We start from the raw sequence: 15501 nt of genomic DNA, 5'->3' as shown, positions 1-15501 counted from the left end.
GCGCCCGTCGACGGTGACGTCGCGGGTCGTGGTCGTCTGCGTGCACGGCCGGCGGCCGGGCACCGCGCAGGCCCTGCGGTCGGCGGTGTCCACGCAGGCGCCGCCGCCCGATCAGGCCCTCGACCTGCAGGTCGTCGAGGTCCGCATCGGCGGCGGTGCCGACGTCCCCCGCTCGGTCGCTCCTGCCGCCGCGGCCCCTTCGGCCGCGGCTGCCCCTCCGGTCGACGCCGCTCGCCCGGCCGACGCCGCTCGCCCGGTTGACGCCACCCCGTGGGCCGCCGTCCGTCTCCCCCGGCCGCGCGGCGCATCCCCGGCCGAGACGGACGCGGATCCCGCGCTCATCTCTGGTGACGGGACCGGCGCGCCGTCGACGGCCGGGGCAGCCGACCGACCGGAGCAACCCCGCCCCGGTCGGTCGACGGTGGTCCACCTGGCCGCCGGCACCCGCTTCGGAGTGGCGGTGGCTGCGGGCCTGGCCCGCCTCGGCGGGCCGCCGCGGGACGGCTACGTCTGGCTGCTCGACGACGGCGCCCTACCCGCCCCCGACGCCCTGCGCACCCTGCTGGCCTGCGCGCGCCTCGACCCCGGTGCCGCCGTGCTCGGTCCCAAACTCCGTGCCGGCCGCTCGGCGCCGTCGCCGACCGGGTCGCCATCGGCGCCGCTCCTGCTGGAGGCGGGAGTGAGCGTCGACCGCGCGGGCCGCCGGCACACCGGTGTGCGGCCGGGCGAGATCGACCGGGGCCAGCACGACGGGGTGCGCGACGTGCTCACCGTGGCCTGCTCCGGCATGCTCGTCCGGGCGGCCGCCTGGCGGCTGCTCGACGGCTTCGACCCCGAGCTCGACGGCGGTCACGACATCGACCTCGGCTGGCGGGCCGCCCGCGCCGGGCTGCGGGTCGTCGTCGTGCCCATGGCGACGATGACCGTCCCCGCCGAGGTCGTCGTCCCCGCCGAGGTCCCTGGCCCGGCTGCCATCGCGTCGGCCGGGCCCGGGAGTCGGTCGGGGCGGGGCCGGCGGGACAGGCAGGCCTGGGCGCCGGCGGACCGCGTCGGCGCGCTTCGGGTCCGCCTGGCGAACACGGCGCGACCGCTGCTGCCGGGGGCCGCCGCAGCCATCCTGGTCGGGGCACTCCCGCGGGCGCTGGGCCTGCTGGCGCGAGGGCGCCTTCGGGCGGCGGCCACCGAGATCGCCCTGCCCTTCGCCGTGCTGGGCCGGCCGCGCCTGCTGGCACGGATGCGCCGGCGCGCCGCGTGTACCCGCGCCGTGTCGCATCACGCCATCCGCACCCTGTTTCCCGCCCGGCTGCGCCGCCGGGCGGATGCCCGGTTGGCCCCGGGTGTCGGGGCCGGCGAGATCGGGGCCGGCGAGATCGGGGCCGGCGAGGTCGAGGTGCGCCGCAGCGGCCCGGCCGGGGGCGGCGTCCTGGCGGCTGCCCCATCCGGCCGGCGATCTACCCGGGCGGCGGTCCTGCTCACGGCCCTGCTCGGCGTCGTCGGTCTCGTCGCGATGCGCGGGATGCCGGCGGATGTGCTCGGCGCGGGCCTGCCGCTGCCCGCCGGGGCCCACGACCTGTGGACGGCGGTCTGGTCCGGTCGGGTCGGCACCGCCGGCGCCCCGCTCGACGGCGCGGGGCCGCCCCCGCCCTGGACCGCGCTGCTCGCCGCCGTCGCGAGCCTGCTCGGTGGCCGGCCCGGGGCGGCGGGCTGGCTCCTGCTCGCCGCCGGGCCGGCGCTTGCCGGGCTGACGGCTCACCGGGCGCTTGCCCGTCTCGGTCCCCGCCCGGCCGCCCGCTTCGGGCTCGCCGCGGCCTACGGGGCGAGCCCGGCGATGACCGGCGCGGTCGCCGCCGGCCGCGGCGACACCGTCGGCGCGCTGATCCTGCTGCCGGTCGTGCTTGCCGCCACCGACTCGGCGCTGCGCGGCCGGGCGGGTCCGGCCGGCGGGCGCCTGCGCGCCGTCTGGATGCTGGCCGTCTGCCTGGTCGGCTTCGTCGCCTGCGCCCCGTCGACGGCGCCGCTGGTATGGATCGCCCTGCCGACCGCGGCGCTGCTCACGGCCAGGCGGCGGCTGCTCGACGTCGCCGCCGGGCTCCCGGCGACGATCATCCCGTTGATCCCGACGCTGCACGCGGGGGGCGCGGGGATCCGTGCCGAGCCGGCGGCGGCGCTGGCCCGGTTCCCCCAGGCCTCCGTGGCGCTGGTGGCGGGTGCGGGGGAGCGCCCGAAGGCCGCTGTGGTCGGATTCCTGGTCGCTTGCCTGGCCTGCTGGCTGCTGGGCCGGTGGTCCGGCGGGGGCGGGGCGGGGCGGCCTGGCCGGGTCGGCTGGTCGCTGGCAGCGCTGGGCCTGCTCGCCGTGCTGCTCACCCCGCGCCTGGCCGGGGACGCCGACCAGCGAGTCGCCGGCGGCGAGGGCTGGTGGGTCGGCCCGCAGTACGGTCTCGTCCTCGCCGGCGCACTGATCGCGGCGGCGGGCGCGTGCCGCCCGGTCCGCGGCGCGCGGCGCGGCCGGAGAACTCCCAGGTCCGGAGCGGCACCGGGCACCGGCCGGCTGGCCCGGATCGTCGCACTCCCGGTGACGGCGCTGGTCCTCGCCGGGGCCGCCGCGCTCGCCGCCGGTCATCTCGTCGCCGGCCAGGGATGGCACGCCAGCCCGACCGCCTGGGGCCGGGACTCCGCCACTCCCGCGGACCAGGCCGATCCCCTGGACCAGGTCGGGGGCGTCGGTGACGCCGGGGGGGCGGTCGCGGGTGTCACCGGCGCCGCAGCCCCCTGGTCGGGCACCGGCGCGTCGGCGGTGGCGCGGGCGGTCCAGGCCGAGACCCGGACCGCGCCCGCCGGTTCCCGCCTTCTCGTCCTGTACCGGTCCGACCGGTCCGGCCTGATCCGGTACACCCTCGCCGCGGCCGGCGGGCCCCGCTTCCCGGCCGGTCAGGCCCGCCCGCCCCGGCGGGCCGCCGCCTTCCTCGGCGACGTCGTCGCCGATCTCGCGGTCGGCGGTGACCAGTCGGCCGGCTGGTTGCCGCTGCTCGGCGTCACCGCGATCGCCGTCCCCGCCGTGGCCGCGCCGGCGGACCTCGTCACCCGCCTCGACGCGACCCCGTCGCTGATGCGGGGCCGGGGCCGACCGGGAGTGCTGCTCTGGCGCCCCGTGGTCCCCGACCAGACGGGGCCGGCACGGGCGTCCCACCTGGCCGCTACCGCCGGCCCGCCGGCCTTCGTCATGGACTCGGACCTGCAGCCGGAGACTGCTCCTCGCGATCCCGCTCCCTCGGGCCCCTCCCGCCGGGACGGCGCGTCGTCCGAGCCCGCGTCGTCCGAGCCCGCGTCGTCCGAGCCCGCGTCGTCCGAGCCCGCGTCGTCCGATCCCGCGTCGCCTGATCCCGCGCCCCCGGACGCGAGGACTGCTCGCGGTCCCGCCTCCGCCGGGGGCGCCACGTCGCCGGGGATGGCGATACCCCTGGCGATCGAATCCCCGGCGATCGAGCCCCTGCCCGCGGCGCCGACCAGTGCCCGCCGGCTGCCGTCCGACGGGCACGTCGCGGCCCTGCCCGGCGCCACCCGGTCCCCGCGACGGGACCTGGTCCTCGCGGTCCCGGCCGGGACCGGGTGGCGCGCGTGGCTGAACGGCCGGCCGCTGCGGCCGTTCGCCGCCTGGGGCTGGGCGGCCGGCTTCCGACTGCCCGCCGAGGGCGGCACGGTTCGGCTGCACCGCGACGACGGCCGCGGACCCGAGCTGGCGCTCGTGCAGGCCGCGGCGCTCGGCGCACTGCTGCTGCTGGGTATCCCGGTACTGCTGGGTATCCCGGTACGGCTGGGTATCCCGGCCGCACGCCGGCCGCGCCGCACCCCGGATGACACCGATGCGTCACCCACCGATGGCCCGTCCGGGCGTGAGATCGGCCCCCAGCGCGGACCCCGGGACGGGTCGGCCTGGGCCCGTTCCTCGGCCGCCGGAGCTGATCCCGGCGGCCCCGGCGGGCTCCCACCGCCAGCCGATGGCTCCTGCGGGCGTGATGTCGGACGTGCCGCCCGGGCCGGCAGCGGGTCGGCGGGCGGCTCGGGATCGGTGGGGGAGGCGCCGTGACGACCGCATCCGGACGGCCCGCGGCGACGAGGTCGCCGCTGCGCCGCCGCGCCGCCGCGCGGGTGCTCGTGTCGGTCGCCGTCGTCGGCCTCGGCGGAGCCTTCCTCGCCGACGAGGGCGCCAGTCCCGCGCCGGCCGAGAGCTGGCCCGTGTCGGCCGCGCTGCTGGCCTGCCCGGATCTGACGACGACGCCGTCGGGTGCCCGTGATCCCGTGCTGGCCGGCCCCCTCGACCTCGCCGTACGCACCGCGGGGACGGCCGGCGGCCGGGTACGGGTCGCCACTCGGGCCGCCGAGCTGCGCACCCGCTTCGGTGGCGCGGCGCTGACCCAGCCACCCTCCGCGGCGAGGGGCGGCCGCGGCTCGGTGCTCGTGTCCGCCCAGGGCGCTTCGGCGGCCGGGTTGTCCGCGATCGTCACGGGAGTCGGCGACGGCGCGGGCCCGGCGCGGGCGCGCTGCCTCCCGCCGCGGGTCCGGAGCTGGTTCGCCGGGCCGTCGACGACCGCCGGCCGCGACCCGATCGTGATCCTGTCGAATCTGGCCGACCAGCCCGCCCAGGTCGGCGTACGGGTGTTCACCGATGGCACGGCCAGCCCACCGCAGGACATCTCCGTGCCGCCCGGGCAGGCGGTGACCCGCCGGCTCGCCGCGCTTGCCCCGGAGGCCGCCGTGACGGCGCTCGACGTCGAGGTGCGTTCCGGCCGGGTGCTCGCCTGGATGGTGGACCGGTCGAGCCTCGGTGGCCCCTTCACCGCACCCCGGCTGGTGCCGGTGACCGCCCCGCCCGCCCGCCGGCTGCTGCTCGGCGGGGTGCTCGTCCCGGCGGGACCGCCGGGCCCGGCGGCGCGCCTGGTGCTTGCCGCGCCCGACAGGGAGGCCACCGTGTGCGTCAGCGTGCTGACCGCGGCCGGCCGGCACACCCCGGTCGGCCTGGAGGCGGTGCGGGTGCCGGCTACCGGCGCGATCACCCTGCCGGTGCCGTTGCCGCCGGGCGGGGCGTCGGCGGTCCTCGTCGAGTCGACCGCCGGCGCGGCCGCGGTGGTTGCCGAGCTGGGCGTGGCCTCGGGTTGGCCGGGGGTGTCGACCTGGGCCGGCGCCGTCCGGCTCGGCGCCTCGTCGGGACGCCGCGGCCTGGACGCGTTCGGCCAGGGCGTCGGGCTGTCCGACCCGACCGGACCCACCGCCGGCGCCGGCACCGCGCCCGACGCGGCGGTCGACGTGCCAGCGCCGCCGGTGGGAGCCGCCGGAGCCGTCGTGCTCGCCGCGCCGGCGGGGCCCGTGACGGCCTGGCTCGACGGTGATCCCGTGCGGCTGGGGGCCGGCACGGTGGCCCTGGTCCGCGGACCGTCGGGCCCGGCCGGGGGGCGCCTCGTCGCGATCGGCGGCCCGCTGGTCGCGACGGCGGTCGTCGGCGCCGCGCAGGCGCCGGACCCGTCCGGGCTCGGTACCGCGCAGCCGCCTGTCCCGCCCGCGGTGCCGCCGTGGGACACGCCCCCCACCGGTCCCCCCGTCGCCAGGCCGGCCGCGTCCCCGCTGGTGCTGCCGAAGATCCTGTCCGCGGTCGTCCCGCTGGGGGGCGCGCCACGCCTGCTCGATGCCCTGCCGGCGGTGGCGGATCCCGCGGTGCCGTACCGCTGAGCGGGGTCCGCCACCGGTGGGCCGGACCTCGGCGGGCGAAAGCCGCCGATCAGCCCCGATCCGCCAGGTGTCCGGTCAGGCGGGGTGGGCGCCCGGCGCGGCGAGGAAGACCCGGCCGGTGCCGGTCAGGGTGACCGCCGCTCGGCCCGCCACCAGCACCGATCCGCCGCGGCGCAGCTCCAGCGGGGCGAGGGCGGTCCCGTCGTCGGCCGAAGCGGTGACCTCGACCCGGCCCTCGACCGCGAGCAGCACCGTCGGGCGCCCCACCGGCACGCTGCCGCCGGTGCAGACGGCCTCGGTGAGGGCGAAGTCGGCGACGGGGACGTCCCAGCCGCGCAGCAGCCCGCCAGGAGAATCCGCGACGGTGCGGGGATTGTGGATCGGCGCGTCGCTCGGAGTGGGATCGAAGATCCGCAGCAGCTCGTCGACGTCGATGTGCTTGGGGGTCAGGCCGCCGCGCAGCACGTTGTCGGAGGTGGCCATGATCTCGATGCCGAGCCCGGCGACGTAGGCGTGCAGCATCCGGGCCGGCTGGAACAGGCCCTCCCCGGGGCGCAGCGTCACGTCGTTGAGCAGCAGCGCCGCCGCGATGCCCACGTCGCCCGGGTGCGCCGCCGCGAGCCGCCCGATGAGGTCCGCGGCCCGCGCGACGTCCTCGCCGCCGCCGTCCACCGGGTCCCGGGAAGCCGGTCCGCCGTCGCGGTCGCCGAGGGCAGCCTCGTCACCGGCCGGGCCCCGGCCGCGCGCGCGGCGTAGCCGGTCGGCCGCCGCGACGAGAGCGCCGACCAGCTCCCCGGCGGGGCCGGCGGGCATGGTCAGCAGGGTCCGCAGCACCGTGGCCGCCCCGGCGGCCGGATCGTCGGCCAGGGGGCGGAAGGCGGCCAGGAGGGCCGGTGCCCCCAGCCCCTGCGCGACCGTGAGGGTGCGCGCCGGGTCACGGACGCCCGCGAGCGCCCGGAACGGGGAGAGGGCGACGATGAGCTCGGGCTTGTGGTTGCGGTCGCGGTAGCGCCGGCGGGAATCGTCGACGGCGAGGCCGGCGGCGTCGTCCGCGTCGAAGCCGGCGGCGGCCTGGGCCAGGTCGGGATGCACCTGCAACGACAGCGCCTTGTCCGCCGCCAGCACCTTGAGCAGGAACGGCAGCGGGCCGACGAGGTCGGCGGCCGGGCGGCGGGCGCCGTCCGCCTCGACGAGCGCCGGCGCCACGGGATGGGTCCCGAGCCACAGCTCCGCGACCGGACCGCCGGCGGCGGGGGTGCCGAGCAGCTCGGGGATGGCGGTCGCCGACCCCCATGCATAGGGCTGCTCGGCCCCGTGCAGCGCGAGTAGGCGGGGGAACCCCGCCGGCACCTGTGGGCCCGCGCCGGAGAATTTGCCGGCGGGCGGGGACGGGGCACCGGCAGGCGGCGTGGGCGCGGAATTGCTGGTCACGGTCTCCTCGGACGGGCGTGCTCCGTGGGGGCGGGGGTTGGCCGCCGCCCCGGTGCGGGCGGTGGACGGTCGGGCTACTCCTCCTCGCCCCAGCCGTGGCCTTCCGGGTCGATCACGGCTGGATCGACGCCCATCATCTCGGCCACCTCGTGGATGATCGCGTCCAGCACGAGTTCGGCCAGGTCCTCGCTGTCCACTGCCCTGGCCTCTATGGGCCGGCGATATACCACGATGCGGCGGGGGGTGCCCGAGCGGCCCTTTCCGGTGGCCGGCTGGAATCGGGCGAGCGGGATCTCCTCGTCGGTCACCGCCACCGGCGGCACGTCCTCGACGGCGAACTCGACGTCGGACAGCTCCGCCGACCACCGGTGGTCGAGATGCTCGACGGCGTCCAGCACGAAGTCGTCGAAGCGATCCCCGCGGGTGGCGTAGGCCGGCACGTCGGGCGGCAACAGCGCCCCGCGGATGCCCCGGCCCCGCCGGTCACGGCGCCGACGGGGGGGAATCGGCCGGGCCGCCGCCGGGAACCGCTCGAGCTCGGTCACCCTGTGAGCGTAGCGTTCGTGGCAGGGGCCCGTGTCGGTCCCGGCGGCCGTCGTGATCCGGTCGCTGCGCCAACCCCGCCATCCGGCGACTGACCCCGAATCCCCCTCCCAGCCCGAGGAGGTTCCACGATCTTGATGATCTCGATGCCGTGCCGGATGCTCTTGCCGCGCGCGAGTTCGGACGCGCGGTGCAACGATATGGTCGACAACGCGTGACGATTCAGCCTCGCGCCACGCGACACGACGATAGGTGGTGGCCGTCGCCCGTTCCGGGGGCTACCGTCCGGAACGTGAAGCCTCGGCGCTGCTCCCGCTCGGCCTGTTCCGCAGCCGCGGTCGCCACGCTCACGTATGCCTACGCCGAGTCGACAGCCGTACTGGGCCCGCTGTCCCCGTACGTCGAGCCGCACTCGTACGACCTGTGCGGCCCGCACGCCGACCGGCTCACCGTGCCGCTCGGCTGGGCGGTCGTCCGGCTCGAGGCCGAAGCGTCACGTGAGGGTGGCCGTGAGGTGGCCGGGGATGACCTGGAGGCGCTGGCGGACGCCGTGCGCGAGGCCTCCCGGCGCGGCCCCGAGGCCCCCCGGCGTGGTCCCGAGCCGCCCCAGGGTCCCCAGGGTGGGCCTCAGGCGCCTCCAGGGGGTCGCCGCGGTCACCTGCGGGCGGTGCCCAGCCCTTCCTGAGGTGACCCGGCGCCGGTGACCTCCGACGACCGGGGACCGGGAGGTAGCGGCGGGCCTGGCCGCCCGCCGCTCCCGTAACCGACCGGGGCCGCGCGGCTGTCGGGGGCCGGCCGCGGAGGTGCGTGGTCGGCGGCGTGTGGCACGCGTGGGCTTCCCCGGACGCGGTCCCGGGTCTGTCGGACCCGGCGGATATGGTCAACCGAGTGCGGCCGCAGTGGCGCCGTGCAGGCCCGGGGGACCATTCACCCGGTGCGGGGGACACCAGGGAGAAGGGTGGGGACCGGATGCGCGACCTGTCGCGGATCTTCAAGGCGTACGACGTCCGGGGTGTCGTGCCGGCAGAGTTCGACGCCGAGATCGCCCGGCTGACCGGCGCCGCGTTCGTCCGGTTGCTCGACGCGGAGCGGATCGTCACCGCCCACGACATGCGGGAGTCGTCCATCCCGCTCGCCGCAGCCTTCGCCGAGGGCGCGGCCGGCCAGGGCGCCGATGTGGTCCTCGCCGGCCTCGGCTCGACGGACCTGCTCTACTTCGCCGCGGGCTCGCTCGACATCCCCGGCGCGATGTTCACCGCCTCCCACAACCCGGCGAAGTACAACGGCATCAAGCTGTGCCGGGCGGGCGCGGCGCCGATCGGCCAGGAGACCGGGCTCGCCGAGATCCGGGCGATGGTCGAGCGGGGCGTGCCCGCCGGCCCCGGTCGCGTCGGTACGGTCACCACGAGTGATCTCCTCGCCGACTACGTGCGCCACCTGCACACGCTGGTCGACCTGTCCGACATCCGGCCGCTCACCGTCGCGGTCGACGCCGGCAACGGCATGGGCGGGCTGACCGTCCCGGCGACCTTCGCCGGCCTGCCACTGACGGTGGTCCCGCTCTACTTCGAGCTGGACGGCTCCTTCCCCAACCACGAGGCCAACCCGATCGAGCCGGCGAACCTGCGCGACCTGCAGGCCGCGGTCCGCGCCTCCGGGGCCGACCTCGGGCTTGCCTTCGACGGCGACGCCGACCGCTGCTTCGTCGTCGACGAGCGCGGAGAGATCGTTTCTCCGTCGGTCATCACGGCGCTGGTGGCGGACCGTGAGCTTGCCCGCGAGCCGGGCGGGACGATCATCCACAACGTCATCGTCAGCAAGGGGGTGCCCGAGCTCGTCACCGAGCGTGGCGGCATCCCGGTCCGCACCCGCGTCGGCCACTCGTTTATCAAGGCCGAGATGGCCCGAACGGGCGCGATCTTCGGCGGCGAGCACTCCGGCCACTTCTACTTCCGGGACTTCTGGCGGGCGGACTCCGGCATGCTCGCCGCGCTGCACGTGCTCGCCGCGCTGGGCGGCCAACCGCGGCCGCTGTCCGAGCTGCTCGCCGGCTACGTCCGCTACAGCGCCTCCGGCGAGATCAACTCGGAGGTGGCGGATGTCGTCGCCGCGACGCAGGCGGTCGAGAAGGCCTACGCCCCGCACGCCACCGACATCGATCATCTCGACGGTCTGACCGTCTCGTTCGCGGACGGATCCTGGTTCAACCTGCGCCCGTCCAACACCGAGCCGCTGCTGCGGCTCAACGTCGAGGGCCCCGATGAGGCCACGATGCGCCGGCTGCGCGACGAGGTCCTCGCGCGCGTCCGGGGCGGAAGGGAATCCTGATGAGTCTCGACCCGCTGCTGCTGGAGATCCTCGCCTGCCCGTGCAGCAAGCACGGGGAGCTGCGGCCCGATGAGCTGGACGGCGCGCCTGTGCTGGTCTGCCTCGCCTGCGACCTGGCCTTTCCGGTCCGCGATGACATTCCCGTGATGCTGCTCGACGAGGCCGTGCCGTTCTCCGGCCGGGCCGCGTCGGCATCGAGCTGACCCCCCGCGGCGTCGGCGTGTACCTCGACGAGGCAATCCTCGACGACACGGCCAGGATCGACTCCGGCAACGCCGCGGCCCTCCTGCCGCACGTCGCCTCGGCGGCCCTGCAGGTGCGCCAGAGCGTCATCCTCGCCGAGGAGGCGGGGGTGGCGCGGCTGGGCGCCGACGGGCGGCCGCGCGCGGTCCTCGTCGCCGGGGTCGGCGGCTCCTCGCTGGCCGCCGGCGTCCTGGCCGCCGTCGCCGGGCCGGCGAGCCCCGTCCCGGTCATCGGCCACCATGCCCACGGCCTGCCGGGTTGGGTCGGCGTGTCCGACGTCGTCCTCGCCGTGTCGGCCTCCGGCACCTCGGCGGAGACGTGCTCCGTGGTGGAGGAGGCCGACCGGCGCGGTGCGCGGATCGGCGTCGTCGCGCCGCCGGACACCCCGCTGGCCCACCTCGCCGCCCTCGCCGGGGCGCCGTTCGTCCCGCTCGTCGGGCAGCGGCCGGCCCGGGCCATGCTCTGGTCGCTGGCGGTGCCGCTGCTCGTCGCCGTTCGGGAGCTGGGCATCGTCCGGCTCGGCGCCGACGCCGTCGAGGCGGCCGCCGCCCGGCTGGAGGAGGTGGCGACCCGCTGCCGGTCGTCGAGCGAGTCCTTCGTCAACCCGGCGAAGACCCTGGCTCTGGAGCTGGCCGGCTCCCTGCCGCTCGTCTGGGGCACCTCGGCGGTGACCTCGGTCGCGGCCGAGCATGCCGCCGCCCAGCTCGCGACGAGCGCGAAGTACCCGGCGATCGTCGGGGCCCTGCCGCATCCCGGCCACCATCAGGTGGCGTTGTTCGACGGTCCGTTCGGGGCCGGTCTGACCGCCGGCGGGACGGGCGCCCGCGACGACCTGGAGGACTTCTTCCGCGACCGGATCGAGGACGAGGAGGAGTCGATCCGGCTGCGACTGATCCTGCTGCGCGACCCCGGTGCGGAACGGTCCGAGGTCGGCCGCCAGGCGGAGGCCGCCATCGCCGTCGCCGCCGAGCGCGGGGTCGGCGTCACCGAGCTGCGGGCCGAGGGGGCCGGCCCGCTGGAGCGGCTCGCCTCCCTGATCGGCCTGTTCGACTTCACCGCCGTGTATGCGGCGCTGGCGCTCGGGATCGACCCGACCCAGGCGCCCACCGTCCGCGATCTGGGGCGGTAGTCCCGCCAGGTCGGCGGAGAATGACCGTTTCGTACCCATTGATCCGTCCTGTGTAGGCGGACTATCCGGCCCAATGTCACGGGCCCGATGCTCGGATCGGTGACCGGCGCGCCGGCCGAGCGTCGCCAGCCACGACCCGCTGCTCTGCGCAGCGTCAGCCACGAGCTGCGGGCGCCGGTCAACTCGGTGCTCGGCCTCGCGCGCCTGCTGCTCGACGTGGAGGCCACCGGCCCCCGCTGAGCCGTCCGGCTTACCTGCCTTCTCGTACCGCGACGTGCGCCGCCAGGACATTCCCGTACCTCACCGATCACAAGTGGATACGCGCTCTAACGGCCGCCCCGGTTCTGGCCGTTCTGGCCGCCGCCGTTCTGGGGCCCCCCGTTCTGGGCCCCGCCGTCTGGCTGGCCGCCGCCGTTGTCCTGGCCGTTCGGGACCGCCTGCTGGGTGCCGTTCTGGCCGCCGAGCGGGGCGCTGCGGGCCTGCGGCTGGCCGAACACGCCGGGCAGGACCTGCTGGCCGAGGTTCTGGAGCATGTCGCCGAGGCCCTGGCCCGGCGTCGGCGCGGGCGGGGGCGGCGGGGTGTTCTGCAGGCCGCCCTTGGTGCCGTGGGCCACCGTCGGGTCGGCGCCCGGCAGCGCGACCACCGGCTGGTTGGCCAGCGCCGCCCGCATCGACTTGCCCCAGATGATCGCCGGCAGGTCACCGCCGAAGACCCGCGACCAGGTCCGGCCGTCCGCGACGACGTTGCGCAGCGGGTGGGACTCGGCGCCGGTGGGGTCGCCGACGGACACCGCCGCGGTCATCTGCGGGGTGAAGCCGACGTACCAGGCGGCGGAGAACTCGTCGGTGGTGCCGGTCTTGCCGGCCGACGGGCGGCCGATCGCGGCGTTGGTCCCGGTGCCGTTGATCGGAACGCCGGCCAGCACGCTGGTCACCGTGTCGGCGACTCCCTTCGCCAGCACCTGCTCGCACTGCGGCGGGCGGGCGACGTCGATCGGGTCCTTGCTGGAGTCCACGGCCCCGGTGGCGAATCGCGGAGCGCAGCGCAGGCCGCCGCCGGCGATCGTCGCGTAGGCGTCGGCCATCTGCAGCGGCGAGACGTACATGTACTGGCCGCCGCCGATGGCGGTCGCCCCGTCCGTCGGCCCGATCTTGTCGGCCTTCGGCGGGACGACGCCGAGCCGCTTGGCCATCTCCATCACCGCCGGGATGCCGGTCTTCTCCGCGAGCTGCACGTAGAAGGTGTTCACCGAGTCCCAGGTGCCGCGCGGGATGTCGTAGATGCCCGCCTCGGCCGGGTCGGAGTTCGAGAAGCCCTTGGCGCAGTCGCCCTCACCGCGGTCGAGCGGGAACTTCGGGCTGACGTAGCAGGCCGGCGAGTAGAAGGCGGTCGACGTGCCGTAGCCCTGCTCCATGGCGGCGGCGAGCACGAACGTCTTGAACGTCGACCCGGGCTGGAACGTCGCGTTCGTGGGCAGCGGCACCACGGTCTGGTTCAGTCCGGCGTTCGACCCGTACACCCGGTTGACCGCCATCGCGAGGATGTTGCCGGTGCCCGGTTGGATGACCACCTCGGTCGCCGACACCCGGTTGTCCGGGGCGATCGTCGAGTTCACCGCGTCCTGCGCCGCCTGCTGGACCAGCGGGTCCAGGGTGGTGCGGATCACCAGGCCGCCCTCGTAGATGCGCCGGTTGCGTTCCTCCACGGTGGTGCCGAGAGCCGGGCTGGCCCGCAACTGCGAGCGGACGTAGTCGCAGAAGAACGGCGCGGTCGACGTCTCGCAGGAGTCCGCGGCCGGCGGCGGGGCCGGCACCACGTTCAGGGGCATCTGCTTCGCCGCATCCGCCTGCGTCGGCGAGACGTAGTTGTTCTCCGCCATCTTGTCGAGCACGGTGTTGCGCCGGACCAGCGCCGCCTGCGGGTGCGCGGCCGGGTTGTACCGCGACGGGCTCTGCACCAGCCCGGCGAGCAGGGCCGCCTGCTCGAGGGTGACCTGGGAGATGGGTACCCCGAAGTAGTGCTCGGCGGCCGTGCCGACGCCGTACGCACCGTCGCCGAAGTAGGCGATGTTCAGGTAGCGCTCCAGGATCTCGTCCTTGGAGAAGCGCTTCTCGATGTCGAGGGCATAGCGGAGCTCCTGGATCTTGCGGTCCAGTGAGTCGCCGGCGGCCACCTCACGCTCGTGGGTCGTGCGGGCGTTCTGCAGCAGCACGTTCTTGACGTACTGCTGGGTCAGCGTCGACCCGCCCTGGGCGACCCCGCCGGCCTCGCTGTTGCGCAGCGCCGCCCGCAGGACGCCCTGTGGGTCGACCCCGCCGTGCTCGTAGAAGCGGGCGTCCTCGATGGAGACGATCGCCTCCCGCATGATCTTCGGGATGTCGCTGCCCGGGACGACGATGCGGTTCTCGGCGCCCCGCAGCGTCGCGATCACCGAGCCGTCGGAGGCGAGAATCGTCGAGCTCTGCGGCAGCGGGGGGGTGACGAGCTCGCTCGGCAGCCCGAGGAAGTGGTCCGCGCTGCCCTTGGCGAACAGGCCCACCGCCCCCACGAACGGCAGCGACAGCAGGGCGACGACCACCCCGAGCGCGCTCGCCGTCAGCGCCATCTTCTTCAGCACGCGGCGCCGGTCGACCGGCGGCCGCGGCAGGGTGCGGGCGCCCGGCCCGCCGCCCTGCGCGGCTCCGGCCGGCGCCTGGGAGTCGAGGGTGTCCGGACCGCTCGCGGGCCCGTCCTGGCCGCGGATGGCGGTGCCGGTCGATGCCACCGAGGCCGTGCCGGTTGCCGGGCTGACAGTCGTCGCGGCCGCGGTGGCGGCCGCGGTCGTACCGGTTTCGGCCGGCTCCGAACGCGCCGCCGTGCGGCCACGGATCTTCGCGCGGACTCCGGCCTCAGCGGCCGGCCCTGCCTTACCTGCCGGCCCTGTCTTACCTGCCGGCCCTGCCTTACCCGCTGGTCTCGCCTTACCTGCCGGTCCCGCCTTACCTGCTGGTCTCGGCTTACCTGCCGGTCCCGCCCCAGGCGTCGCTGCTTCCGCCGTGGGCGCCGCCGATCCCGGCGTCGCCGGTCCGTCCTTGGACGTCACCGGTCCCGACTTCGGTGCCGCCGGTCGTGGCGGTGCCGCCGGTCGTGGCGGTGCCGCCGGTCGTGGTGGCGCCGCCGGTCGTGGCGGGGTGGCCGATCTCGGCGGGGTGGCGGCGCGTTCGGCCGCGACCCCGCGGGGCGTGCCGTCGGCGCGGGGCGGCACCCCGGCGGATCCCCCTCGCGACGAACCACCCGCCGGTACGGGCGGGCTGGGCCGGGATGGAGTGCTCGACTCCCGTCCGCCAGACGTCGACGTCACCCCCTCGGTGGGCCGGCGGAACCGCCGGGATCTTCGTGGGACCTCAACCAGCATGCGTGACCCGGCGCTTGGTCGCTCATCGGCACCCGGGTGCTCGCGGGCTGACCGAACAGTTCGGGCGAAGCGAACCTGGCTGCGGACGGGCGCCGATTCACGGCAGTTGGCATGGACGGTCCGATACCGCTGGTAACGGTAGACGAGCGTTTCCCGCGCGGGCGACCCGGCGGGCCAGGTGTGTGCGGTACGCCTCGGATTGTTTAGCGACCGTTAAGGGAGTGGGGCTCCGATGGTCCGGATCCGGGGGGCCCGGCCGGGCCCGGCATGCGCAGCAGCCGGCGGCCCTTCTGTGCCTCGAAGTCGAGGGCGGCGACCGGCGGGGACGGCGGGATGCGCCGGGTGAGCTGCCCGAGTCGGCGGACGTCGGCGGCGACCTCCGCCTCGGCCAGCACCCGCACGGCGAAGGCCAGGTCGCTGAGGCTCACGTGGTAGCGCCGCTCCAGCTCGTCGGCGTAGGCGGCGGCGAGCAGCTCGCGCTCGCCGTACTCGCGATGACCGCCGGGGGAGCGGGCGGGCACGAGCAGGCCCAGCGACTCGCGGTAGCGCAGCATGCGCGGCGTGGTGTCCAGCACCGCCGCCGCCCGCGCGATGGGGAGCCGCTGCTCGGGCCGGAGCTGGACCCGCTGACGTAGTCGCTCCAGCACGTGCCGCACGAACGAGTCCTCCCGGCGGGGTGGGGCGGCACCCTCCCGGCCTCTCACGTCGTTC

Annotated in this window: 11 protein-coding genes; 7 read left to right on the top strand and 4 right to left on the bottom strand. The window is 76.5% G+C overall.

What is annotated here, in order from left to right; all coding sequences use genetic code 11:
* Positions 1 to 13: 13 nt before the first annotated feature.
* Both FF36_RS39910 and FF36_RS09485 read left to right on the top strand, forming a co-directional pair.
* Positions 14 to 4084, top strand: coding sequence for a glycosyltransferase (locus FF36_RS39910; protein WP_277912841.1), 4071 nt, complete (start codon positions 14 to 16; stop codon positions 4082 to 4084).
* The gene (locus FF36_RS09485; protein WP_044884628.1) at positions 4081 to 5721 is read left to right on the top strand and encodes a DUF5719 family protein; all 1641 of its coding nucleotides are present in this window, start codon (positions 4081 to 4083) and stop codon (positions 5719 to 5721) included. Before FF36_RS39910 ends, FF36_RS09485 begins: the two co-directional genes overlap by 4 nt.
* Before the next feature lie 75 nt (positions 5722 to 5796).
* On the opposite strand, the gene FF36_RS09480 is transcribed toward FF36_RS09485, so the two are convergent.
* On the bottom strand, positions 5797 to 7152 hold the full coding sequence (locus FF36_RS09480) for a type I phosphomannose isomerase catalytic subunit (protein ID WP_044884627.1): 1356 nt from the start codon (positions 7150 to 7152) through the stop codon (positions 5797 to 5799).
* Positions 7153 to 7226: 74 nt separating this feature from the next.
* A complete protein-coding gene (locus FF36_RS09475) occupies positions 7227 to 7697 on the bottom strand; it encodes a metallopeptidase family protein (protein ID WP_236705603.1) in 471 nt (156 codons plus the stop codon).
* A gap of 290 nt (positions 7698 to 7987) precedes the next feature.
* Between FF36_RS09475 and FF36_RS32585 the strand changes: the two genes are divergently transcribed.
* The 5 genes from FF36_RS32585 to FF36_RS35395 all read left to right on the top strand — a co-directional run bounded on the left by FF36_RS32585 (position 7988) and on the right by FF36_RS35395 (position 11635).
* The gene (locus FF36_RS32585; protein ID WP_082121788.1) at positions 7988 to 8380 is read left to right on the top strand and encodes a DUF3499 domain-containing protein; all 393 of its coding nucleotides are present in this window, start codon (positions 7988 to 7990) and stop codon (positions 8378 to 8380) included.
* A 284-nt stretch (positions 8381 to 8664) separates the two neighbouring features.
* Positions 8665 to 10023: a phosphomannomutase/phosphoglucomutase gene (locus FF36_RS09470; RefSeq protein WP_044884626.1), complete on the top strand. Its 1359-nt coding sequence runs from the start codon at positions 8665 to 8667 to the stop codon at positions 10021 to 10023.
* On the top strand, positions 10023 to 10226 hold the full coding sequence (locus tag FF36_RS09465) for a Trm112 family protein (RefSeq protein WP_044884625.1): 204 nt from the start codon (positions 10023 to 10025) through the stop codon (positions 10224 to 10226). Before FF36_RS09470 ends, FF36_RS09465 begins: the two co-directional genes overlap by 1 nt.
* 17 nt (positions 10227 to 10243) lie before the next feature.
* A complete protein-coding gene (locus tag FF36_RS09460; RefSeq protein ID WP_044884624.1) occupies positions 10244 to 11395 on the top strand; it encodes an SIS domain-containing protein in 1152 nt (383 codons plus the stop codon).
* Positions 11396 to 11482: 87 nt separating this feature from the next.
* Positions 11483 to 11635, top strand: a complete 153-nt coding sequence (locus tag FF36_RS35395) for a hypothetical protein (protein WP_199865709.1) — start codon at positions 11483 to 11485, stop codon at positions 11633 to 11635.
* Between the two features lie 86 nt (positions 11636 to 11721).
* On the opposite strand, the gene FF36_RS09455 is transcribed toward FF36_RS35395, so the two are convergent.
* Complete coding sequence (locus FF36_RS09455; RefSeq protein ID WP_044884623.1) at positions 11722 to 14790, bottom strand: transglycosylase domain-containing protein; 3069 nt, start codon at positions 14788 to 14790, stop codon at positions 11722 to 11724.
* Between the two features lie 203 nt (positions 14791 to 14993).
* Complete coding sequence (locus FF36_RS09450) at positions 14994 to 15494, bottom strand: MerR family transcriptional regulator (protein WP_063925280.1); 501 nt, start codon at positions 15492 to 15494, stop codon at positions 14994 to 14996.
* Between the last annotated feature and the right edge of the window lie 7 nt (positions 15495 to 15501).

This window comes from Frankia torreyi (assembly GCF_000948395.1).
Lineage (GTDB): Bacteria > Actinomycetota > Actinomycetes > Frankiales > Frankiaceae > Frankia > Frankia torreyi.
Note: the sequence above shows the minus strand (reverse complement) of the source record. Positions and strands in the feature narration are given on the sequence as shown.